At 66.6% G+C, this 20,594-nt stretch carries 18 protein-coding genes and 2 tRNA genes; 8 read left to right on the plus strand and 12 right to left on the minus strand.

What is annotated here, in order from left to right; genetic code table 11:
* Positions 1-38: 38 nt before the first annotated feature.
* The 3 genes from Q1A36_RS03140 to Q1A36_RS03150 all read right to left on the minus strand — a co-directional run bounded on the left by Q1A36_RS03140 (position 39) and on the right by Q1A36_RS03150 (position 3,921).
* Complete coding sequence (locus tag Q1A36_RS03140; RefSeq protein WP_299839651.1) at positions 39-1,253, minus strand: protease modulator HflC; 1,215 nt, start codon at positions 1,251-1,253, stop codon at positions 39-41.
* Positions 1,253-2,506 (minus strand): FtsH protease activity modulator HflK, encoded by a 1,254-nt coding sequence (gene hflK, locus Q1A36_RS03145; RefSeq protein WP_299839653.1) that lies wholly within the window; start codon positions 2,504-2,506, stop codon positions 1,253-1,255. Before hflK ends, Q1A36_RS03140 begins: the two co-directional genes overlap by 1 nt.
* A 149-nt stretch (positions 2,507-2,655) precedes the next feature.
* Complete coding sequence (locus tag Q1A36_RS03150; RefSeq protein WP_299839656.1) at positions 2,656-3,921, minus strand: glutamate-5-semialdehyde dehydrogenase; 1,266 nt, start codon at positions 3,919-3,921, stop codon at positions 2,656-2,658.
* Positions 3,922-4,016: 95 nt separating this feature from the next.
* Here Q1A36_RS03150 and Q1A36_RS03155 point away from each other — a divergent pair, with 95 nt between their 5' ends.
* Entirely contained in the window at positions 4,017-4,481 is a 465-nt protein-coding gene (locus Q1A36_RS03155; protein ID WP_299839659.1) for a DUF1203 domain-containing protein, read from the plus strand.
* 95 nt (positions 4,482-4,576) lie between these two features.
* Here the strand turns inward: Q1A36_RS03155 and Q1A36_RS03160 are convergent.
* The 4 genes from Q1A36_RS03160 to Q1A36_RS03175 all read right to left on the minus strand — a co-directional run bounded on the left by Q1A36_RS03160 (position 4,577) and on the right by Q1A36_RS03175 (position 7,035).
* A tRNA-Asp gene (locus Q1A36_RS03160) sits at positions 4,577-4,653 on the minus strand.
* Between the two features lie 27 nt (positions 4,654-4,680).
* A tRNA-Asp gene (locus tag Q1A36_RS03165) sits at positions 4,681-4,757 on the minus strand.
* A gap of 192 nt (positions 4,758-4,949) precedes the next feature.
* The gene (locus Q1A36_RS03170; protein ID WP_299839661.1) at positions 4,950-5,789 is read right to left on the minus strand and encodes a hypothetical protein; all 840 of its coding nucleotides are present in this window, start codon (positions 5,787-5,789) and stop codon (positions 4,950-4,952) included.
* A 148-nt stretch (positions 5,790-5,937) separates the two neighbouring features.
* Positions 5,938-7,035 (minus strand): anhydro-N-acetylmuramic acid kinase, encoded by a 1,098-nt coding sequence (locus Q1A36_RS03175; protein ID WP_299839664.1) that lies wholly within the window; start codon positions 7,033-7,035, stop codon positions 5,938-5,940.
* 61 nt (positions 7,036-7,096) lie between these two features.
* Between Q1A36_RS03175 and tyrS the strand changes: the two genes are divergently transcribed.
* The 4 genes from tyrS (at position 7,097) to Q1A36_RS03195 (ending at position 11,147) form a co-directional block, all read left to right on the plus strand.
* On the plus strand, positions 7,097-8,341 hold the full coding sequence (gene tyrS, locus Q1A36_RS03180; protein WP_299839667.1) for a tyrosine--tRNA ligase: 1,245 nt from the start codon (positions 7,097-7,099) through the stop codon (positions 8,339-8,341).
* 90 nt (positions 8,342-8,431) lie between these two features.
* A complete protein-coding gene (locus tag Q1A36_RS03185) occupies positions 8,432-8,650 on the plus strand; it encodes a hypothetical protein (RefSeq protein WP_299839670.1) in 219 nt (72 codons plus the stop codon).
* A gap of 132 nt (positions 8,651-8,782) precedes the next feature.
* Positions 8,783-9,625 (plus strand): DUF1989 domain-containing protein, encoded by an 843-nt coding sequence (locus Q1A36_RS03190; RefSeq protein WP_299839673.1) that lies wholly within the window; start codon positions 8,783-8,785, stop codon positions 9,623-9,625.
* Positions 9,626-9,695: 70 nt separating this feature from the next.
* Positions 9,696-11,147, plus strand: coding sequence for a TrkH family potassium uptake protein (locus Q1A36_RS03195; protein WP_299839676.1), 1,452 nt, complete (start codon positions 9,696-9,698; stop codon positions 11,145-11,147).
* Positions 11,148-11,165: 18 nt separating this feature from the next.
* On the opposite strand, the gene Q1A36_RS03200 is transcribed toward Q1A36_RS03195, so the two are convergent.
* Positions 11,166-12,143, minus strand: coding sequence for a quinone oxidoreductase (locus Q1A36_RS03200; RefSeq protein ID WP_299839678.1), 978 nt, complete (start codon positions 12,141-12,143; stop codon positions 11,166-11,168).
* Between the two features lie 63 nt (positions 12,144-12,206).
* Positions 12,207-13,616, minus strand: a complete 1,410-nt coding sequence (locus Q1A36_RS03205; protein WP_299839681.1) for a peptidoglycan-binding domain-containing protein — start codon at positions 13,614-13,616, stop codon at positions 12,207-12,209.
* Positions 13,617-13,724: 108 nt separating this feature from the next.
* Between Q1A36_RS03205 and Q1A36_RS03210 the strand changes: the two genes are divergently transcribed.
* Positions 13,725-14,654, plus strand: coding sequence for a glycine--tRNA ligase subunit alpha (locus Q1A36_RS03210; RefSeq protein ID WP_299839683.1), 930 nt, complete (start codon positions 13,725-13,727; stop codon positions 14,652-14,654).
* 20 nt (positions 14,655-14,674) lie between these two features.
* Here Q1A36_RS03210 and Q1A36_RS03215 read toward each other — a convergent pair whose 3' ends face one another.
* Positions 14,675-15,337, minus strand: a complete 663-nt coding sequence (locus Q1A36_RS03215) for a MarC family protein (RefSeq protein ID WP_299839686.1) — start codon at positions 15,335-15,337, stop codon at positions 14,675-14,677.
* 26 nt (positions 15,338-15,363) lie between these two features.
* Between Q1A36_RS03215 and Q1A36_RS03220 the strand changes: the two genes are divergently transcribed.
* Together Q1A36_RS03220 and glyS are read left to right on the plus strand one after the other, a co-directional pair.
* A complete protein-coding gene (locus tag Q1A36_RS03220) occupies positions 15,364-15,849 on the plus strand; it encodes a DUF6446 family protein (protein ID WP_299839688.1) in 486 nt (161 codons plus the stop codon).
* Positions 15,849-18,143, plus strand: coding sequence for a glycine--tRNA ligase subunit beta (gene glyS / locus Q1A36_RS03225; protein ID WP_299839690.1), 2,295 nt, complete (start codon positions 15,849-15,851; stop codon positions 18,141-18,143). The genes Q1A36_RS03220 and glyS overlap by 1 nt, the downstream gene beginning before the upstream one ends.
* 144 nt (positions 18,144-18,287) lie before the next feature.
* Here the strand turns inward: glyS and Q1A36_RS03230 are convergent, their stop codons facing one another.
* Both Q1A36_RS03230 and Q1A36_RS03235 read right to left on the minus strand, forming a co-directional pair.
* Positions 18,288-19,595, minus strand: a complete 1,308-nt coding sequence (locus tag Q1A36_RS03230) for a GH1 family beta-glucosidase (protein WP_299839693.1) — start codon at positions 19,593-19,595, stop codon at positions 18,288-18,290.
* A gap of 216 nt (positions 19,596-19,811) precedes the next feature.
* The gene (locus Q1A36_RS03235; RefSeq protein ID WP_299839696.1) at positions 19,812-20,591 is read right to left on the minus strand and encodes a succinate dehydrogenase iron-sulfur subunit; all 780 of its coding nucleotides are present in this window, start codon (positions 20,589-20,591) and stop codon (positions 19,812-19,814) included.
* Positions 20,592-20,594: the final 3 nt, after the last annotated feature.

Genomic DNA, 20,594 nt, shown 5'->3' on the forward strand with positions numbered 1-20,594 from the left:
AAGGGCGGGTCCGCATCACGGCCCGCCCTTCGCTATGGTCAATTCCCGGTTGTTTCCTCGTCCGGCGCCGGCTCTGCCACCGTGTCTGGCGCGGGTTCGCCCTCTGCTGCGGCCGGTGCGGCCTCGCCCTCTGCTGCGGCCGGCTCCGCTTCCGGCGCGACCGGCGGCACCATCTCCGAATGTTCCTCGGGCGGCGTCACCAGGCTTTCGGGCACCGGCGTCAGCTTCACCCCGGCGGATTCACCAAGCGGCTTGCCCTCACGGTCGGTCACGGTCGGCGTCACCAGCTCCTCGTCCGTCGCCGCTTCCGGCGCAGGCGTGGTGCCGGCGCTGTTTCCTGCCGGCACCGGCACGGAAGGCGGGTTGGCCCGCTCTGCACCATCGCTGGCCAGGTAGTCGAAGAACTCGCTGTCGGGCTGCATCACGAACGAGCTGTTGCTGCCCTGCAGCGCCCGTTCATAGGACTGCATCGAGCGCGAGAAGGCGAAGAACTCGGGGTCGCGGCCGAAGGCATCGGCATAGATCGCGTTCCGCGTCGCATCGGCCTCACCGCGCACCACCTCGGCGCGCTTGCGCGCCTCCGAGGTCAGCTCGACCACGGTCCGGTCGGCGGCGGCGCGCACGCGCTGCGCCGCTTCGTTCCCGCGCGCCACCTCGTCGGCGGCCTCGCGTTCCCGCTCGGCCCGCATCCGGGCATAGGTGGCCGACAGGTTCTGCTCGGGCAGGTCGGTCCGGGTCAGGCGCACGTCGATGATCTCGATCCCGAGGCCGGTCGAGTTGCGCCGGGCCTCGTCGCGGATCTGGTTCATCAGGCTGGTGCGGTCATCCGACAGCACGTCGGTCGAGGGCACCGAACCCAGCACCTCGCGGATGGCGGTCTTGACGATCGGCTCCAGCCGCACCAGCGCCGCCTCGATCCCGGCCACGCCGACGGCCTGGCGGAAGCGGACGACATCGGTGATGCGCCAGCGGGCGAAGGCATCGACCACAAGGCGGCGGTCATCCAGCGGCGTCACCTCCAAGGGCGTGGTCGGCAAGCCGAGGATACGGTCGTCATATTTCACCACCGTGTCGAGGAACGGCACCTTCACCGCCAACCCCGGCTCTTCCTTCACATCGACGACGCGGCCGAGGCGCAGCACCAGCGCCTTTTCGCGCTCGTCCACGATGAACAGCGAGGACATGACCACCACGGCCACGACGATCAGCGCCGGAATGGCGATGACGGAGAGAAAGGATCTGGGCGTGGCCATCAGTTGGTCCCCCCGCTGGTCGTGGCATTGTTGGTTGCTGCGGTGTTCCCGCCGGTGTTGCTGGTGTTGCTGGCAGGCCGGTCACGGCGCAGCTGGTCCAGCGGCAGATAGGGCACCACGCCCTGCCCGCCAGCGGCCGACTGGTCGATGATGACCTTGTCCACGTCGCCCAGAACCTTTTCCATCGTTTCCAGATACATCCGGCGCCGGGTCACGTCGGGCGCCTTCACATATTCCTCGTAGACCGAGTTGAAGCGCGCGGCCTCACCCTCGGCGACGTTCACGGCCTGGGCGCGATAGGCCTCGGCCTGTTCCAGCTGCGATGCGGCCTCGCCTCGGGCATTCGCCAGCACGCGGTTGGCATAGGCATCGGCCTCTTTCTCCAGCCGGTCGCGTTCCTGCTGCGCGGCCTGCACCTCGCGGAAGGCGTCGATCACCTCTTGCGGCGGGTCGGCGCGGTCAAGGTTGACCCGGACCACGTTGATCCCCGATTCATAGGCGTTCAGGGTCTGCTGCACCTGGGTCTGCAGATCCTCGGCAATGGCACCCCGGTCGCGGTTCAGGATCGGCGCCAGTTCCGACCGCGCGATAATGTCGCGCATGGCGGATTCAGCCACGGCGCGGATGGTGTCGCGCGGATCGGCCAGGTTGAACAGGTACTTGGCCGGATCGTTGATGTTCCAGACCACCTGATATTCCATGTCCACGATGTTCTGGTCGCGGGTCAGCATCAGCCCGCTATCCATCGGCCCGGCACCGGTGCCGATCTCGGTCACGCGCTCGCCGGTGACCTGCACGATCTCGGCGGTGACGAACGGCCAGGGGGCAAAGTTCAGACCCGGCTCACCGACACCTACCGCGTCACCGAACAGGAACTCGACGCTGCGCTCTTCGGGCTTGACGGTGTAGAAGCTCATGAACCCCCAGAAGGCCAGCGCGCCAAGCGCGATCAGCCCGATGGTCGAGCGGTTCATGCTGAAATTCGGCCGGCGCGGCCCCGAGCCGCCACCGCCGCCATTGGGGCGATTGCCGCCACGGCCGCCGCCCATTAGCACGCGCAGCCGTTCCTGGCCCTTCTTCATCAGCTCCTCGATCTCGGGGATCTGGTCGCCGCCCTGACCGGGTCGCTCGGGACGTTGCGGGTCGCGCGGGGGGCGTTGATCCCCCCATGGACGGTTCGAGGGACGCTTGCCGTCCTCATCGTCGCCGCCATTATTGCCGCCTCCGCCGCCCCAGGGGCCCTGATTAGCCATGCAAATGCCCTTTTGCCTGTTGGTTTTCTTTGTCTGCAAACTGGGGCTGAGGGGGGGAATGTCAAGGCTTCGCCGCCCCTTTCCCCCGTGCCCCGCATCTGCGCTGCTCGGGGCCGCGACCGATCGTCGCAGCCCCTGCCCGGCCCCGATCAGGGCCGGACGGTGCCGTCGCCCGTCACCAGGTACTTGAAGCTGGTCAGCTGTTCCGCACCCACCGGCCCGCGCGCATGCAGCTTGCCGGTGGCGATGCCGATCTCGGCCCCCATGCCAAACTCGCCGCCATCGGCGAACTGGGTCGAGGCGTTGCGCATCAGGATGGCGCTGTCGAGCCCGTTGAAGAACCGTTGCGCGGTCGCATCGTTCTCGGTCAGGATCGATTCCGTGTGCTGGCTGCCATGGTGGCGGATATGCGCGATGGCCCCCTCGACGCCATCGACCAGTTTGGCGGCGATGATCATGTCGAGAAACTCATGGCCGAAATCATCGGGCGCGGCCTGAACCGTGCCCGCGATCTGCGCCAGTTCACCCTCGGCCCGGACCTCGACGCCGGCCTTGACCAGCGCGGTGATCAACTGCTCGCGCAGGGCGGGATCGGCGGCGCGGTCGATCAGCAGGCATTCCGCCGAACCGCAGATGCCGGTGCGCCGCGTCTTGGCGTTCAGCACGACCCGCAATGCCTTCTCCGCATCGGCGTCGCGGTCGGCATAGACATGGCAGATGCCCTCCAGATGGGCAAAGACCGGCACCCGCGCCTCGCGCTGCACCAGCCCGACCAAGCCCTTGCCGCCGCGCGGGATGATCACGTCGATCAACCCCTGCGCCTGCAGCATGGCCGAGACCGCCGCCCGGTCACGGGTCGGCACCAGCTGGATCGCCTCGGCCGGCAAACCCGCCGAAATCAAACCCTTGACCATGCAGTCATGAATGGCTTTCGAGGAGTGCAGGCTTTCCGATCCGCCGCGCAGGATCACCGCATTGCCGGATTTCAGCGCCAGCGCGCCGGCATCTGCGGTGACGTTCGGGCGGCTTTCATAGATCACCCCGATCACCCCGATGGGCGTGCGCACGCGCTGGATATGCAGCCCGTTCGGCCGGTCCCATTCGGTGATGACACTGCCCACCGGATCGGGCTGCTCGGCCACCGCGCGCAGCCCGTCCTCGATACCACGGATTCGGTCCTCGGTCAGCTTCAGCCGGTCCATCATCGCGTCCGACAGGCCCTTCTCGCGGCCGAAGTCGAGGTCAAGGGCATTGGCGGCAAGGATCTCTGGCACCGACAGCCGGATCGCCTCGGCCGCGCCGATCAGGGCCGCGTGCTTGCGTTCGGCGCTGGCCTCGCGCAGGGCCGCTGTGGCCTCCTGCGCGGCGGCGCCCATGCGCTGGATCAGCTGCTCGGCGTTGTCCATGTCCTTCATCCCCGGCCCCCTTGCGAATGAAACGCCCGAATTCTGCGCCCGTTCAACGGGCCTGCCCGTCATACCGGAGCGGAACCCAAAACAGGAGTCCCGAAATGATCATCCGTTTCCTGCCGATCAAGAGCGAGACCGCAAACGCCCTGAGGCACGGCACCGACAGCTATGGCCTGTTGCCCGAAATGGTCGCCGCCTCGACCGGCAGCGGCACACCCTGCCGCCACTGCCTGGGTCAAGTGCCCGAAGGCAGGCCCTACCTGATCGTCGCCTATCGGCCCTTCGACGACCTGAACCCCTATACCGAAACCGGCCCCGTCTTTCTGTGCTCGGACTATTGCGCCGCCGGCGGGCCGGATTTCCCCGCCGCGATGCTGACCAGCCCCGCCTATATCGTTCGGGGCTATTCGCGTGACGAGCGCATCATCTATGGCACCGGCGCGGTGGTCCCGACTGCTGAAATCGAGGCGCGTTGCGAGGAGTTGCTGACCCGACCCGAGATCGCCTTTCTCCACATCCGCAGCGCCAGCAACAACTGCTATCACTGCCGCGTCGAGCGCGGGTGAGGCGGGATGATCATGCCATGAGGATCGCGCACGGGCGACGATATCGCCCCTTTCGGGCAGAAACTCTCTGACGGATCGGGGGAAGGGCAAGACAATGGCGCGGTTGACGGGGCTCGAACCCGCGACCCCCGGCGTGACAGGCCGGTACTCTAACCAACTGAGCTACAACCGCGCATATCTTGTCGGGCGAAGGTGTGTGTGGCGCGGTTGACGGGGCTCGAACCCGCGACCCCCGGCGTGACAGGCCGGTACTCTAACCAACTGAGCTACAACCGCACACTCACCTCCCCGGTCGATCGCCCGCCGGGGTGAGGGGCGGTTTACGCAGAGCTTGCGCAGAGGTCAAGGGCGGATCGCGCGAAAATCCGACCTTCCGGACAACAAGTTCAGATCCATGGAAAAAGGGGCAGCCGAAGCTGCCCCTTGGAGCCGGCGCGGAACAGGCCGCGCCGGAAGGTCGTCAGACCCTTAGTTGCTGGCCGGAGCCGGCTCGCCTTCGGCCGGAGCCGCAGCCGGGTCCGCCGGGGCGGCAGCCGGGTCAGCCGGAGCCGCAGCCGCGTCGGCAGCCGGAGCCAGGGTGGCGGGCAGCATCATCGAATCGTCGAAGTCCGGCAGCGCGCCAAGCTCGTCGCGGGTGTAGTTGGTGGCGAAGATCACATCGTTGCCGAAGGTCGCCATCTTCATCGCGTCGGTGCTGATCAGCACTTCCTTGGCGCCAATGCCGAGGAAACCACCGATGTCGACCACATAGCCGGCGACGACATATTTGCCATCGACTTCGTCGATCACGATGTCGCCGATGTCAGCGATCGAATCCCACTCTTCGGGAACCGCGTCGCCTTCCAGCACGCTCCATTCGCTGTCCGAGGGCTGGTTCGTGGTGTAGACCTGCAGGCCTTCAACCCAGCTCCCGAGCATGCTCGGCGTGCTGGCGTCCAGCGTCGGCTGAGCCTCGGTCGGCGCAACCACGGTCTCTTCGGCAGCTTCTTCGGTCATTTCTTCGGTCGCAGCGGCGTCAGCAGCGGCATCGGCCTCGACTTCTGCCTCGGCAGCAGCACCGGCATCGGCAGCAGCGTCCGCAGCGGCATCGGCAGCCTCACCGGCCGCATCAGCAGCCTCGCCCGCTGCATCGGCAGCGGCATCGGCCGAAGCGTCGGCAGCGGCATCAGCCGCATCGGTCGCGGCGTCAGCAGCGTTCTCGGTGGCCTGCACGGCCTCTTCGGTGGCCGTCTCCGGCGTGTTGCCGTCCTGCGCAAAGGCCGGCACGGCCAGGGCAGCAATCGCAGCACTCATCAGCAAGCGTTTCATCGATGTTACTCCTCTTCGAAGCTATTGCTTGCGGGCGTCTTTTGCCCGTCACAGCCCCAACGCGACAACTTCGAAGCGCGTTCCGCAGAAGATCGCAACTGGCGGAAATCCGCCAATTGTTGCCAATAAACATTTGATAAGTCTTGCTTTAACGCGGGTGACTGATGCGGCCGCCGCAGACTGGACCGGGTGCGCCGGTGGTCGATGGCCCCGACGTGGGCAGACCGCGCATCACCCGCACGGCCAGCCAGCCAAAGGCCTGCGCTTCCAGCATGTCGCCATCTAGCCCTGCGGTTTCGACCGGCTGCACCGCGCAAGGCAGGACGGCCTGAAGCGCCGCCATGATGGTCGCATTGTGCCGGCCACCGCCGCAGACCAGCACCATTTCGGGCGGGCTCGGCAACCAGCGGAACCCTGCCGCGACCGAAGCGGCCAGCGCCCCCACCAGCGTCGCCGCCGCATCGGCATCGGGCAGAGGCTCGACAGCGGCAACCAGCCCGGCAAAGGCATCGCGGTCCAGCGATTTCGGCGGCACGCGCTCGAAATAGGGATGGGTAAGAAACGCCGAGACAATTGCGTCGTCCGCGCGACCCGAGGCCGCCAGCGCCCCGCCCTCATCCCGCATCTGCCGGAGGCGGCTGCGCACCAGGTCATTGATCGGGGCATTGGCCGGCCCGGTGTCGAAGGCGAGGCAGGCCCCCACGGCCTCGGGCGCGGCGGCGGCGGGATCGACCCAGGTGATATTGCCGACGCCGCCAAGGTTCAGGAAGGCGACGGGCCGGGGCGGCAGATGCCCCGCCGCAACCGCCCATTCGGCGCAGGCCCAGTGAAAGAAGGGCGCCAGCGGCGCGCCCTCGCCCCCTTGCCGCACATCCTCGCTGCGGAAATCCCAGACCACCGGCCGCCCGATCTTGCGGGCCAGTTGCCCGCCATCGCCGGCCTGATGCGTCCGACCGCCCGCCGGGTCATGCGCCAGCGTCTGGCCGTGATAGCCGACGATCTCGGCCTCGGGGAAACCTTCCGCCAGCGCCGCATGGCTCGCCACCGAAATCTCGGCCGCATCCTCCACGCCCTCGCCGCCCGGCCATTGCCCCAGCGCGCCATGCAGCGCCGAGGCCTCATTGTCCGAATAGGCGCGATAGGCGCTGCGCCCGAAGCCGCCGATCCTCTGGCCGTCGGTCTCGATCAGCGCCGCATCCACCCCGTCAAGCGAGGTGCCCGACATCATCCCCAAAGCCCGGATCATCGCGCCTTTTCCTTTGTTGCCGTGGCAGGTATATCCGCAGCACTGAGAAGGAAAAACCCCGATGACCTATCACGCCAAATCCGACTTCATGCGCATCATGATCGAGCGCGGCTTCATGGCCGACTGCACTGATTATCAGGCGCTGGACGATGCCCTCAGCGCGGGGCCGGTGACGGCGTATATCGGCTATGACGCCACTGCGGCCTCGCTGCATGTGGGACATTTGCTGAATGTGATGATGCTGCGCTGGTTCCAGAAGACCGGCAACCGCCCGATCACGCTGATGGGTGGCGGCACCACCAAGGTCGGCGACCCGAGCTTCCGCTCGGACGAACGCCCGCTTTTGGGGCCGGATCAGATCCAGGCCAATATCGACGGGATGCAGAAGGTTTTCGCGCGCTATATCGATTACAGCGATGACCGGGCGCTGATGCTGAACAACGCCGAATGGCTGGACGGGCTGAACTATCTCGACTTCCTGCGCGATATCGGGCGGCATTTCAGCGTCAACCGGATGCTCAGCTTTGAATCGGTGAAATCGCGGCTCGACCGCGAGCAGTCGCTGTCCTTCCTCGAATTCAACTACATGATCCTGCAGGCCTATGACTTCCTCGAGCTCTACCGGCGCTATGACTGCCGGCTGCAGATGGGCGGGTCGGACCAGTGGGGCAATATCATCAACGGCATCGACCTGACCCGCCGGGTGCTCGACCGCGAGATCTGGGGCCTTACCTCGCCGCTGTTGACCACCTCGGACGGGCGCAAGATGGGCAAGTCGCAGGGCGGTGCGGTCTGGCTGAACGGCGAGATGCTGTCGCCCTACGAGTTCTGGCAGTTCTGGCGCAACACCACCGATGCCGATGTGGGCCGGTTCCTGAAGCTTTATACCGAGCTGCCGCTGGAGGAATGCGACCGCCTTGGCGCGCTGGAGGGGGCCGAGATCAACGACGCCAAGATCAGGCTGGCCAACGAGGTGACGACGCTGCTGCACGGGGCCGAGGCAGCGGCTAGCGCCGAAGCGACCGCGCGCGAGGTCTTTGAGCAGGGCGGTGCCGGTGGCGATCTGGAAGTGGCGATCCTGCCGGCCTCGGCCTTCGAGGGCGGGCTGTCGGTGGCGCAGATGCTGGTCCAGACCGGCATCACCGGCAGCGGCAAGGAGGCCAAGCGCCTGATCGCCGAGGGCGGTCTCAGGCTGAACAACGACGCCGTGACCGACCCGCAGATGCCGGTCGATGCGGCGCTGGTGGGCGACGGGCTGAAGGTCTCGGTCGGCAAGAAGAAGCACCGCATGGTGCAGATCGGCTGATCTGACCCTGACGCATGGCAGCCATGCGGCGCGGCGGTGACGCCGCGTCGCAGCATTGAACGCCCCGGTTCAATTGCCTATTTCGCCGGCATGGGAGAACACCTCCACATGACCGGAGACAAGACCATGGCGAAACACATGACCGCCTCGCCCCGCACCGACCGCCTCGCCGACGAAGCGATCGACCAGATGTTCGGCTATTACAGCCGCGAGACCCAGTTCCTCCTGCGCGCCGCCAATGACGGCAACCGCGTCATCAGCGAGTTGGATGCCGCCGGCGCGATCCTCGCGGCCAAGCGCGCCGCCTGAGGCCGCGCCACATCACGAGTTTTCCAAGGGGACCATCCGGTCCCCTTTTTGTTTGCGACGGGCACAGAGGGCGCCACCGCCACCGCTGCATTTCCCCTTCCCAACGCCCCGCCTCCTGCGCATCATGCACCCATGAGCAGCCACCCCGCCCCCAAGGATGCCGAGCAGCGCCGGGCCGTCCGGCCGGTGATCTGCTATGACCCGGCCACCCTGCCCGATCCCGGCCTTGCCGCCCTGCGCGCGGCGCGGGCAAGCGCGCGGAAGGTTGGCGAGCTGCGGGTGCCGCCGCGCGAGGGGCGCTGTTTCGGGGTGCCGCAGGGCCAGTTCTTCCGCATCACCAGCATCGAGGGGCCGCAGGTCGGCGACCTGAACCTGTGGAGCGCCGTCGATCCCTCCGAACGCTTCTATTCCGGCAAGACCCGCGCGCTGCACGGCACGCATCTGGGCCCCGGCGACCGCATGTGGTCCTCGTTTCCGCATTTGCGTCCGATTGCCACCGTGACCGAGGATACGCTCGACTGGTACGGCATCGATGCCTTCGGCGGATCGGTCCATGACGTGATCGGCACGCGCTGCGATCCCTATACCCATCACCTGCTGTCGGGTGGTGACAATTATCACCATTGTTGCCATTCCAACCTGACGAATGCCCTTGCGAAACATCTGGGACAATCCCCAGGCGAGGCCGAGCCGCTGGTCCATGACGTGCTGAACGTCTTCATGTGCACCGGCTTCACCCGCGACACCGGCCAGTATTTCATGAAGGCAAGCCCGGTCCGCCCCGGCGATTACATCGAGTTCTTCGCCGAGATCGACCTGATCGGCGGACTGTCGGCCTGCCCCGGCGGCGATTGCAGCGATCAGCATTCCTCGGATGCGGCCGCCTGCCATCCGCTTCTGGTCGAGATTTTCGCCCCGACCGAGCCTGCCCCAAACCGCCCGCCACCCACGCCCAACGGCTATGCCTGGCCGTGAGCGGCGGGCGCTGCGCCTCGGCCGCGCCCGGTCTCTTGACGGGCCGGACGGCGCGCGGCAATCAGGGCGGATGATCGACTTTCGACCCGTCGTCCACACCATCGGCAGACTCGTCACCGTGATGGGCGTGGGCATGCTGTTCCCCATGCTCGTCGACTGGTGGCATGGCGACCCGCATTATCAGGTCTTCCTGCAAACCTCGCTCTTGACCGTTCTGGCCGGGCTGATGGCGACCATCGCCACGCGCGGCCAGATGGAGGGGTTGAACATCCAGCAGGCCTTCCTGCTGACCGCGGGGCTGTGGGCGGTGCTGCCGCTGTTCGGGGCCCTGCCCTTCATGCTGGGCGCACCGCATTCCAGCTTTACCGATGCCTATTTCGAGGCCATGTCGGGGGTCAGCACAACCGGCACCACCGCCTTTCCCGCGCTCGACGCGCTGCCCAAGGGCACGCATCTGTGGCGGGCGATCCTGCAATGGTCGGGCGGCCTGGGGATCGTGGTCGTGGCCATGGTGTTCCTGCCGGTGATGAAGGTCGGGGGCATGCAGTTCTTCCGCTCGGAAGGCTTCGACACGCTTGGCAAGATCCTGCCCCGCGCCGGCGAGATCGCGGCCGAGATGACCCGCGTCTATTTCATCCTGACCGGGGCCTGCATCCTGACCTATATCCTGCTGGGGATGACCGGCTTCGACGCGGTGATCCATGCGCTGACCACCATCTCGACCGGCGGGTTCTCGAATTACGATGCCAGTTTCGGCGCCTATCTGGGCGGGCCGGAATGGGCGGCCTCGGTCTTCATGGTGCTGGCTTCGGTGCCCTTCATCCGCATGGTGCAGGTGATGCGCGGCCAGTTCGTGCCCTTCTGGCAGGATGTGCAGATCCGCGCCTACCTGCGCTGGATCACCTATGCCTGCGGGCTGATCGTCGCCTATCGGCTGATGTACATGCAGCAGGATCAGCACCCGCTGGAGCTGGTGCGGGAAACCGTCTTCAACACCATCTCGACCTTTTCCGGTACCGGCTATGCCTCGACCAACATGCTGGAATGGGGGCATCTGCCCTTCAGCATCCTGATCATCGTCGGGCTGATCGGCGGCTGCACCGGCTCGACCGGCTGCTCGGTCAAGATCTTCCGCTATCTGGTGCTGTTGCAGGCGGTGCGGGTGCAGATCCGCCGGATGCACAGCCCGCACCGGATCTATCCGCTGCGGCTGGAGGGCCGGCCGCTGGACCAGGACGTGGTGAATTCGGTCATGGCCTTCTTCACCCTGTTCATGCTGACCTTCGGCCTGCTGATCGTCGGCTTGTCGCTGACCGGGCTGCATACGCGGACGGCCTTGACTGCCGCCTGGACCGCGATCGCCAATGTCGGCCCGGCCTGGGGGCCCGAGATCACCGCCAATGGTTCGGTCTCGAACTTCCCGGCCAGTGCGAAATGGTTGATGACGCTTGGCATGTATCTGGGCCGGCTCGAGCTGATCGCCGTGCTGGTCCTGTTGCTGCCGCGCTTCTGGCGGGCCTGAGGCCCGCCGTTCAGCAGATCAGGGGATCAGCACCGTCGCGCCAGTCGTCTCGCGGTTTTCCAGCGCGGTATGGGCGCGGCCGACCTCGGCCAGCGGCACACGCTGCGACACCTCGGCGCGGATGATCCCGGATTTCAGCGCCGCAAACATCTCTGCCGCGCGTTGCTGCAGTTCCGCCGGATCGGCGATGTGCTGGAACAGCGTTGGCCGGGTCAGGAACAGCGACTTCGCCCCCAGTTCCGACATCGGCACCGGCGGCACCATCCCCGAGGACTGCCCAAAGCTGACCATCATCCCGCGCACCGCCAGACTGTCCATCGAGCCGCGCCATGTCGCTTTACCCACGCCGTCATAGACCACGTTCACGCCCTTGCCGCCGGTGATCTCGGCCACCCGGGCGGCGACATCCTCGCTGTTGTAGTCGATGACATGGGCATAGCCGAGCGAGCGCGCCAGCGCGACCTTCCCGGCCCCGCCAGCCGTGCCGATGGCAGTCGCGCCCTTGGCGGCGATCCACGGCCCCAGCAATTGCCCGACACCGCCAGCCGCCGCCTGCACCAGCGCGACCATGCCCGGCTCGATGCGGAAGGTCGAATGGATCAGGTAATGCGCGGTCATGCCCTTCAGCATCAGCGTCGCCGCCTGCTCGCTGGTCACGCCCTCGGGCACCCGGACCAGCCGGTCGGCGGCAATGAGGCGCGCCGAGGCATAGGCGTTCAGGGGCTGGGTATAGGCCACCCGGTCGCCGGGCTGCCAATCGGTGACGCCCGGCCCCACCGCCTCGACCACGCCCGCCCCTTCCGAGCCCGGGACCAGATCGCGCTCGACCGCCCAAGGATAGGTGGCGTTGCGGTGATAGACATCCAGGAAGTTCAGCCCGATGGCATCCTGCCGGATCAGCACCTGCCCCGCACCCGGAACCGGCGTGGCGATCTCGCGCCGCTGGAACTCGTCGGCGGTGCCGGGTTTCGGCATGGACATGACATAATCGCTCATCGCGCATCCTCCGTTTTCGGGCAGTCTGGCGACAGTCCGGGGGAAGGGCAACCGCCTGCGCGATCAGTTCCCTGCGGGGGCTTCGGGTTCCGTTTCTGGCGCAACCGGCTGCGGGGTCATGTCGGGCAGTGCGGGCTGGGCCGGCGCGGCCACAGCCGCATCATTCGCCGCCGGGGCGAAGCGGGCAAAGCTGTCCGACAGTTCCGCCGCCAGCCGCTGCTGGTTCTCGGCATCGCTGACCGGCCAGATCAGCACAAAACCCTCGGCCCGGCCATCGCGCACCTGTCCCTCGGCATGGCCGATATGGGTGTCGTTGCGACCGTCAAGCGTGATCGACCCCGGCTGCACGTCGCGCACGGGCTGCGGCACCCAGCCAAGGGCGATGACCAGGCCCGAGAGATCCAGCAGGTCCTGCTGACCGCCCGGCTGCGAGAACAGGATCAGCGCCGCGCCCGAGCCGTCCTTCGGGCCATAGATCGCCAGCGCGCGTTCGTTGCGGTCAAAGGCCAGCTTGTCCATCGGCACCGTCGCCGACAGGCCGGTATGGGCATCCTGCAACTGCGACAGCCCCATCTCGCTGCGCCATGCGGCGCGACGCTCGATCAGCTTCTGCATGGCGGTGCCAGCGTCGGGCGACAGGCGCTCGGCCAGGATCTCGGCATTGATGGCGGCCTCGGTCTTGGGACCGCCCTTGCCGTCGATCTTGCCATCATAGAAGCCGGCCCACCGCAGCGCCCGCTGCACCTCGTCCAGAGGCGGCATTTCGGCGGCGGCCTCGGGTGGGGCGGGCAGATCGGGGGCAGCGCCGGCGACGACCTGCGTGCCCAGTTCCTCGCCGGTGGCAAGGAAGGCGTCGCGCGGGGCGGCGCCCGCGGATTTGAAGGCGGCGAGCCAGGCGTTTGCCGTCGCTTCCGTCAGCGGGCCAAGCGCCACGGCAAAGCGGTCATTCGGCAATTGCCAGAGGCCCGCATCGGCAAAATTCTCGCGCCATTTTTCCAGCGCGCCATCGGCATCGGTGCGGTCCGCCAGCGCCTCGAGGCGCAGGTAATGGTTCGGCGCATCGGGGGCGGGTGCCGGGGTCTCGGCGGGGGCGGGATCGGTTACGGCAACGGTCTCGGCGGTCAAAGCCTCAGCCGCAGGAGCCTCGGCGGGGGTCTCGGCCACGGGCGCAGCGGCAGCCGGCGTCACCGCCGTCAGCGTCACGTTCGATCCGGGTTCGGCCACAAAGCTGTCCGCCGGGATCTTGCCCTCGGCCTTCAGGCTCTCCAGCCGCGCCGCGGCCTCGGCAGGGGTCTGCGGGCCAAGGCCGATGGCGGTCCAGCCGCCCGGCACCCGGAAGGTCACGACATCGGGAAATTGCGCGCTCCAGCTGGCCGCTGCCTCGGCGGTCGCCGCCTCGCCGCGCTTGGCCTCGATACGGATCACCGCGCCGCCGTCCTGCGCCCAGACCGCGCCCGGCAGCCAGGCCGCCATCAGTAACCAGTGAAAGCGCCGCATCAGCCGACCCCGCAATTGACCCTGTCCCATCCCACGCCTAGAAGGCGCGGAGCTTCGCATGATCTATGCAAAAGGATGGCCCGGATGACCAGCCCCAACCGACCCCGCAGCTTTCAGGAGATCATCCTGCGCCTGCAAAACTACTGGGCCGCGACCGGCTGCGCCGTGCTGCAACCCTATGACATGGAGGTCGGCGCCGGCACCTTCCACCCGGCGACCACGCTGCGCAGCCTTGGCAGCCGTCCCTGGGCCGCCGCCTATGTCCAGCCCTCGCGCCGCCCGACCGATGGGCGTTACGGCGAGAACCCGAACCGGCTGCAGCACTATTATCAATATCAGGTGATCATCAAACCATCGCCCCCTGACCTGCAGGATCTCTATCTCGGCAGCCTCAAGGCCATCGGGCTTGACCCGCTGATCCACGATGTCCGTTTCGTCGAGGATGACTGGGAAAGCCCGACGCTTGGCGCCTGGGGTCTGGGCTGGGAGGTCTGGTGCGACGGCATGGAGGTGAGCCAGTTCACCTATTTCCAGCAGGTCGGCGGCCATGACTGCCGCCCGGTCTCGGGCGAGCTGACCTATGGGCTGGAACGTCTGGCCATGTATGTTCTGGGGATCGAGCATGTGATGGACATGCCGTTCAATGACCCGCAGAGCCCGATCCCGCTCAGCTATGGCGACATCTTCCGCCAGACCGAGCGCGAATATTCCCGCTGGAACTTCGATCAGGCCGATACGGCGATGCTGTTCCAGCACTTCAAGGATGCCGAGGAGGAATGCGCCCGCATCCTCGCCGCGCCCGAGAAAGACAGCGCCGGCCGCCGCATCCCGATGGCCCATCCCGCCTATGACCAGGCGATCAAGGCCAGCCATATATTCAACCTCTTGGACGCGCGCGGCGTGATCTCGGTCACTGAGCGGCAGGCCTATATCGGCCGGGTGCGGGCGCTGGCCAAGGCCTGTGCCGACCTGTTCCTGACGACCGATGCCGCGCGGGTGGACGAGACCGCCTGATGCAGCCCTGTCCGACGACCCTAGCCGGCCAGACCGGGCAAGATCGCTTTCAGCCCGGCGGCGATCATCTGCACGCCCATGGCCGCGACGATCATGCCCATCAGACGGGTCATGATCACGCGCAGGGTCTGGGACATGTGCCGACCGATGGTCGAGGCAAAGAACAGCACCACCGCCAGCACGGCGAGCACCAGACCGAAGGCCGCGGCCACCGCGCTCTTGTCGGCCATGGTGCTGGCCTGCCCCATATAGACGATGATCGCCGTGATCGTCCCCGGCCCCACCACCATCGGGAAGGCCAGTGGATAGAAGCTGACATCGGCGCGGGGCGGTTCCTGCACGGCCATGGCCTGAGCCTTGGCCGGGGCCTCGTGGGCGGGACTGCCCGAGCCGCTGAGCATCCCCATGGCAATGGTCATCAGGACCAGACCACCGGCCACGCGGAAATCATCGACGCTGATGCCGAAGAATTTCAGGATCGCCGCGCCGCTGACCGCCACGGTCGCGCACAGGACGGCGCTGAAGAAGGCCACGCGCAGGCCCGCGCGGCGTTGCAGCGCCGGGTCCATGCCATGAGTGACCGCCAGAAACAGCGGCAGCACCACGAAGGGGTTCATGATGGCGAAGGCGCCGCCCAGTGTGGTGATGAAAAACGCGTGGTCCACGGCCTGCCCCATATCCATCCGAATCAGCGCGTGAAGGTGACAGCATGAACGGCAAATGGCCAGCCATTGTCCTTGTCCTTGCCGGCCTCGGCACCGGGGGCGGCGTGTGGTACGCGCAGGAATACGGCTTCTATGACCGCATCGACCCCGCCGGTCCGGGGGCGGCTGTCACCGCCGTTTCTGCCGCCGATGGCGGTGCGCTGGACCTGCCCGTCGCCGATTTTCAGGGCATCGACGCCACATCCTCGCCGCTGCGCTGGCGCGCCTGCTTTCGCCTGACCGAGCCGCCGCTGCCCGACAGCCTGACGCCGTTCGAGGGTGCCACGCCGCTGAACGGACCGGGCTGGTTCGACTGCTATGACGCCGACCAGATCACCCATGACCTCGAATCCGGCGCGGCAGTGGCGGTGCTCGGCACCTCCGAGATCCGCCCCGATGTCGACCGGGTGCTGGCGATCTATCCCGATGGCCGCGCCTTTGGCTGGCACCAATATAATGACAAGACACCCGAACGCGGAGTGATGGACTGATGGCCGACCTGCTGATCGAACTCTTCTCGGAAGAAATCCCCGCCCGGATGCAGTCCCGCGCCCGCGAGGATCTGAAGAAGCTGGTCACCGACGGGCTGGTCGAGGCCGGGCTGACCTATGCCAGCGCCGGGGCCTTCTCGACCCCGCGCCGGCTGACCCTGGCGATCGAGGGCCTCAGCGCCCACAGCCCGACCACGCGCGAGGAACGCAAGGGCCCGCGCACCGACGCGCCCGAGGCGGCACTGCAGGGCTTCCTGCGCGCGACCGGGCTGACGAAGGACCAGCTTGAGGCCCGCGACGACAAGAAGGGCCAGGTCTGGTTCGCGACGCTGGAAAAACCCGGCCGACCGGCGGCCGAGATCGTGGCCGAGGTGCTGGAGACGACCATCCGCAACTTCCCCTGGCCCAAGTCGATGCGCTGGGGCGCGGGCAATCTGCGCTGGGTCCGGCCGCTGCATTCGATCCTTTGCCTCCTGACCGACGAGGCCGGGGCACAGATCGTGCCGCTGACAGTCGAGGGCATCGCCTCGGGCAACCAGACCCGCGGCCACCGCTTCCTGTCGCCCGAACCCTTCACGGTGACGGGTTTCGACGATTATGCCGCGAAACTGCGCCGCGCCCATGTCATCCTTGACGCCAGCGAGCGCGAAGCCGCCATCCGCCAGCAGGCCGACAACCTCGCCTTCGCCCGCAGCTGGGAGATCGTTGCCGATGCCGGGCTTCTGACCGAGGTGGCAGGCCTCGTCGAATGGCCGGTGCCGCTGATGGGGGTGATCGAGGACCGTTTTCTGGACCTGCCGCCCGAGGTGCTGCAAACCTCGATGAAGGAGCATCAGAAGTTCTTCTCGGCCCGGAACCCGAAGACCGGCCGGATCGAGGGTTTTGTCACCGTCGCCAATATCGAGACGCCCGACGATGGCGCGACCATTCTGGCGGGCAACCAGCGCGTGCTGGCCGCGCGGCTCTCGGACGCGGCCTTCTTCTACGAGAACGATCTGCGCGAAGCCAAGTCCGGCATGGGTCACTGGGCCGAAGGTCTCAAATCGGTGACCTTCCACAACAAGCTCGGCAGCCAGTCCGACCGCATCGCCCGCATCGCCGCACTGGCCCGCGAGATCGCGCCGCTGGTCAGCGCCGATGCCGATGAGGCCGGGGAAGCCGCGACGCTGGCCAAGCTCGACCTGCGTTCATCGATGGTCGGCGAATTCCCCGAATTGCAGGGGATCATGGGCCGCTATTACATCGCCGCCGCCGGCAAGCCGCAAGCCGTCGCCGACGCCGCCCGCGACCATTACTCGCCGCTCGGCCCGAGCGACGACGTGCCGACCGCGCCGGTCTCGGTCGCCGTGGCACTGGCCGACAAGATCGATACGCTGACCGGGTTCTGGGCGATCGATGAGAAGCCCACGGGGTCGAAGGATCCGTTTGCGCTGCGCCGGGCGGCGTTGGGGGTGATCAGGTTGGTGCTGGGGAATAAGCTGTCCGGGAAGCTACGTCCAATAATCGAAAGCAGCGCAGGTGAAGCATACTGGGCCCGCTACCAGCGCCCGTGGATGCTTGGCCATTTACTCAATATGGAAGATGGACGCTCGCGTTGGACCAGCGGATATATTTTGCACGCAGATGAAGCTGTTGGATTGCAGATGCCAAAGGATATATTTCTTCTCAAGCTCAACGATCATCGGATCGCACCCGAGTACGAGATAGATACCTCAATCGATCAGCTTGGCCGCGATCCTCAGGCGGTTCCGACGGTTAGCGAGCTAACAACCGAACTCCTCTCCTTCCTCCATGACCGCCTCAAAGTCTACCTCCGCGACCAAGGCATCCGTCACGACATCATCGATGCCGTGCTGGCGCAGCCCGGCAATGACGATCTCGTGCTGGTGGTGAACCGGGCCACGGCGCTGAATGACATGCTGAGGACCGAGGACGGGAAGAACCTCACTCAGGGTCTGAAACGCGCCGGGAATATCCTTGCGCAGGCCGAGGAGAAGGACGGGGTCGAATACAGCTTTGGCGCCGACGAGAAATTCGCCGAGACCGATCAGGAACGCGCGCTTTTCGCCGCGCTCGACACCGCCGAACCGGCGATCCGCCAGGCGACCAAGGCCGAGGATTTCCCCGCCGCCATGTCGGCCATCGCCGCGCTGCGCGCGCCCATCGACGCCTTCTTCGAGGCGGTTCAGGTGAACAGCGACAACCAGATCCTGCGCCGCAACCGGCTGAACCTCTTGAGCCGCATCCGCGAGGCCGGCCGCCAGATCGCGGATTTCACCAAGATCGAGGGGTGAGGCGCGCCCGGAAAAAGGTCCAGTGGACCTTTTTCAGCGCCGAACGCGCGGAGCGCCGGACTTAGAAGGGCCGGTCAACTCCGGCCCTTTCTTCTTCACGAAAAATATCCCGGGGGAGGCCCGCAGGGCCGGGGGCAGCGCCCCCTACCCGGCCAGCGCCTCGCGCAGCGCGTGCCAGCTGGCCTTGGGGGTGCGTTCCATCGTCGCGTAATCCACATGGACCAGCCCGAAGCGCGGCTGATAGCCAAGCGACCATTCGTAATTGTCCAGCAGCGACCAGTAGAAGAAGCTGCGCACGTCGACGCCCTCGGCCAGTGCCGCCTGCGCCGCCTGAAGATGCGCGGCGATATAGGCGATGCGGTTTTGGTCCTCGATCTCATCGGCAAAGGCCACGCCGCTTTCGGTGATGTAGAGCGGCAGATCGCCGGTATGGTCGCGCTTCAGCCGGACCAGGAACTCGGTCAGCCCTTCGGGACGGATTTCCCAATCGATCTGGGTCTTGGGCAAGGGGCCGGGAACCTCGGCCGTGTGCGGCCAGAGTCCCGGCGCAGGAGCGTAATTCTTCCGCGTGTAGTAATTCACCCCCAGCCAGTCCAGCGGCTGCGCGATCATGGCCAGATCGTCCTGCCAGCCCTTCGGCAGATGCGGTTCCAGCCCCTCCATCGCCTCGGCCGGATAGCCCTGCCCCATCGCCGCCTGCACGAACCAGCGGTTGTAGATCGCATCCTGCCGCGCCGCCGCCGCGCGGGCCTCGGCGCTGTCATCCGCCGGATGCGCGGTTTCGAAATTCAAGACCAGCCCCAGATGGTCGCGCGCACCGTCGGCCCGCAGCGCGGCAATGGCCGTACCATGGGCCAGCATCACGTGATGGATCGCGTGCCCCGTCGCCCGGATGTCGCGCAGGCCCGGCGCGTGAAAGCCCATGAAATGCGACAGCCACGAGATGCACCAGGGCTCGTTCAGCGTTGCCGCCGTCTCGACCCTATCGCCGATCCGCGCATAGACGGTCTGGCAGAAGCGGGCGAAGTGATCCACGATCTCGCGGTTCTGCCAGCCGCCGCGCGTGGCCAGTGCCGAGGGCATGTCCCAGTGGTGGAAGGTCAGGAAGGGTTTCAGCCCCCGCGCCAGCATGCCGTCGACCAGCCGGTCATAGAAATCGAGGCCCTCGGGATGGACGGTCTGCCCGTCCGGCAGCACCCGCGCCCAGGAGGTCGAGAAGCGATAGGCATCGAACCCCGCGTCCCTAAGCAGATCCAGATCGCTCTCCCACCGCAGATAATGCTCGCAGGCACGCGATCCATCCTGTCCCTGGAAGGTATTGCCCGGTGTTGCTGCAAAGGTGTCCCAATGCGAGGGTCCGGTGCCGCCGAAGCGCGTGCCCTCGATCTGATAGGCCGAGGTCGCGGCGCCGAAGAGGAATCCGGGCGGAAATGTGGAACGCTTGGGGATCATCTTGGGCCTCGAAGGAGAAGACGACTGTTAGCGGAAACACTGCCCGCTTCCTCGCCCCCCGTCAATCGGCCGGACTCGCGCCAAAAGAAAAAGGGCGACCCGGAGGCCGCCCTTTCACCTTGTCCAAATATCCTCGGGGGGGGGGCGCAGGCTGGTTCGCCACTGGTCCGAGGACCAGTCGGCAACGGGGGCGAAGCGCCCCCGGCGACCGCCCGATCAGACGATGCGCTCGACCATCATGTGCTTGATCTCGGCGATGGCCTTCGCCGGGTTCAACCCCTTGGGGCAGGTATTGGTGCAGTTCATGATGGTGTGGCAGCGATAGAGCTTGAACGGATCTTCGAGGTTGTCCAGCCGCTCGCCGGTGGCCTCGTCGCGCGAGTCGATGATCCAGCGATAGGCCGCCAGCAGCGCGGCCGGGCCCAGGTACTTGTCGCCGTTCCACCAATAGCTCGGGCAGGAGGTCGAGCAGGAGGCGCAGAGGATGCATTCGTAGAGGCCATCCAGCTTCTTGCGGTCCTCGATCGACTGCTTCCACTCGATGCCGGGCTCGGGCGACTTGGTGATCAGGTAGGGGTTGATGCTGGCGTGCTGGGCATAGAAATGCGTCAGGTCCGGCACCAGGTCCTTGACCACATGCATATGCGGCAGCGGATAGATCGAGATGTCGCCCTTGACCTCGTCGATGCCGTAGATGCAGGCCAGGTGATTGCCGCCGCCGATGTTCATCGCGCAGGAGCCGCAGATGCCCTCGCGGCAGGAGCGGCGGAAGGTCAGGGTCGGGTCGATCTCGTTCTTGATCTTGATCAGCGCGTCCAGAACCATCGGCCCGGTCTTGTCGAGATCCAGCGTATAGGTGTCCAGCCGCGGGTTCTCGCCGCTGTCGGGGTCCCACCGATAGATCTTGAACACCTTGGTCCGGGTCGCCCCCTGCGGCGCGGGCCAGGTCTTGCCGACCGTGATCTTGCTGTTCTTGGGAAGGGTGAACTGGACCATGGG

Source organism: uncultured Paracoccus sp. (assembly GCF_947487305.1).
Lineage (GTDB): Bacteria > Pseudomonadota > Alphaproteobacteria > Rhodobacterales > Rhodobacteraceae > Paracoccus.

Bases quoted from the DNA above. Each gene is read 5' to 3' on its own strand.
- Q1A36_RS03140 (WP_299839651.1), bottom strand. From the start codon at position 1,253: ATGGCCACGCCCAGATCCTTTCTCTCCGTCATCGCCATTCCGGCGCTG.
- hflK (WP_299839653.1), bottom strand. From the start codon at position 2,506: ATGGCTAATCAGGGCCCCTGGGGCGGCGGAGGCGGCAATAATGGCGGC.
- Q1A36_RS03150 (WP_299839656.1), bottom strand. From the start codon at position 3,921: ATGAAGGACATGGACAACGCCGAGCAGCTGATCCAGCGCATGGGCGCC.
- Q1A36_RS03155 (WP_299839659.1), top strand. From the start codon at position 4,017: ATGATCATCCGTTTCCTGCCGATCAAGAGCGAGACCGCAAACGCCCTG.
- Q1A36_RS03170 (WP_299839661.1), bottom strand. From the start codon at position 5,789: ATGAAACGCTTGCTGATGAGTGCTGCGATTGCTGCCCTGGCCGTGCCG.
- Q1A36_RS03175 (WP_299839664.1), bottom strand. From the start codon at position 7,035: ATGATCCGGGCTTTGGGGATGATGTCGGGCACCTCGCTTGACGGGGTG.
- tyrS (WP_299839667.1), top strand. From the start codon at position 7,097: ATGACCTATCACGCCAAATCCGACTTCATGCGCATCATGATCGAGCGC.
- Q1A36_RS03185 (WP_299839670.1), top strand. From the start codon at position 8,432: ATGGGAGAACACCTCCACATGACCGGAGACAAGACCATGGCGAAACAC.
- Q1A36_RS03190 (WP_299839673.1), top strand. From the start codon at position 8,783: ATGAGCAGCCACCCCGCCCCCAAGGATGCCGAGCAGCGCCGGGCCGTC.
- Q1A36_RS03195 (WP_299839676.1), top strand. From the start codon at position 9,696: ATGATCGACTTTCGACCCGTCGTCCACACCATCGGCAGACTCGTCACC.
- Q1A36_RS03200 (WP_299839678.1), bottom strand. From the start codon at position 12,143: ATGAGCGATTATGTCATGTCCATGCCGAAACCCGGCACCGCCGACGAG.
- Q1A36_RS03205 (WP_299839681.1), bottom strand. From the start codon at position 13,616: ATGGCGGCCTGGCTGCCGGGCGCGGTCTGGGCGCAGGACGGCGGCGCG.
- Q1A36_RS03210 (WP_299839683.1), top strand. From the start codon at position 13,725: ATGACCAGCCCCAACCGACCCCGCAGCTTTCAGGAGATCATCCTGCGC.
- Q1A36_RS03215 (WP_299839686.1), bottom strand. From the start codon at position 15,337: ATGGATATGGGGCAGGCCGTGGACCACGCGTTTTTCATCACCACACTG.
- Q1A36_RS03220 (WP_299839688.1), top strand. From the start codon at position 15,364: ATGAACGGCAAATGGCCAGCCATTGTCCTTGTCCTTGCCGGCCTCGGC.
- glyS (WP_299839690.1), top strand. From the start codon at position 15,849: ATGGCCGACCTGCTGATCGAACTCTTCTCGGAAGAAATCCCCGCCCGG.
- Q1A36_RS03230 (WP_299839693.1), bottom strand. From the start codon at position 19,595: ATGATCCCCAAGCGTTCCACATTTCCGCCCGGATTCCTCTTCGGCGCC.
- Q1A36_RS03235 (WP_299839696.1), bottom strand. From the start codon at position 20,591: ATGGTCCAGTTCACCCTTCCCAAGAACAGCAAGATCACGGTCGGCAAG.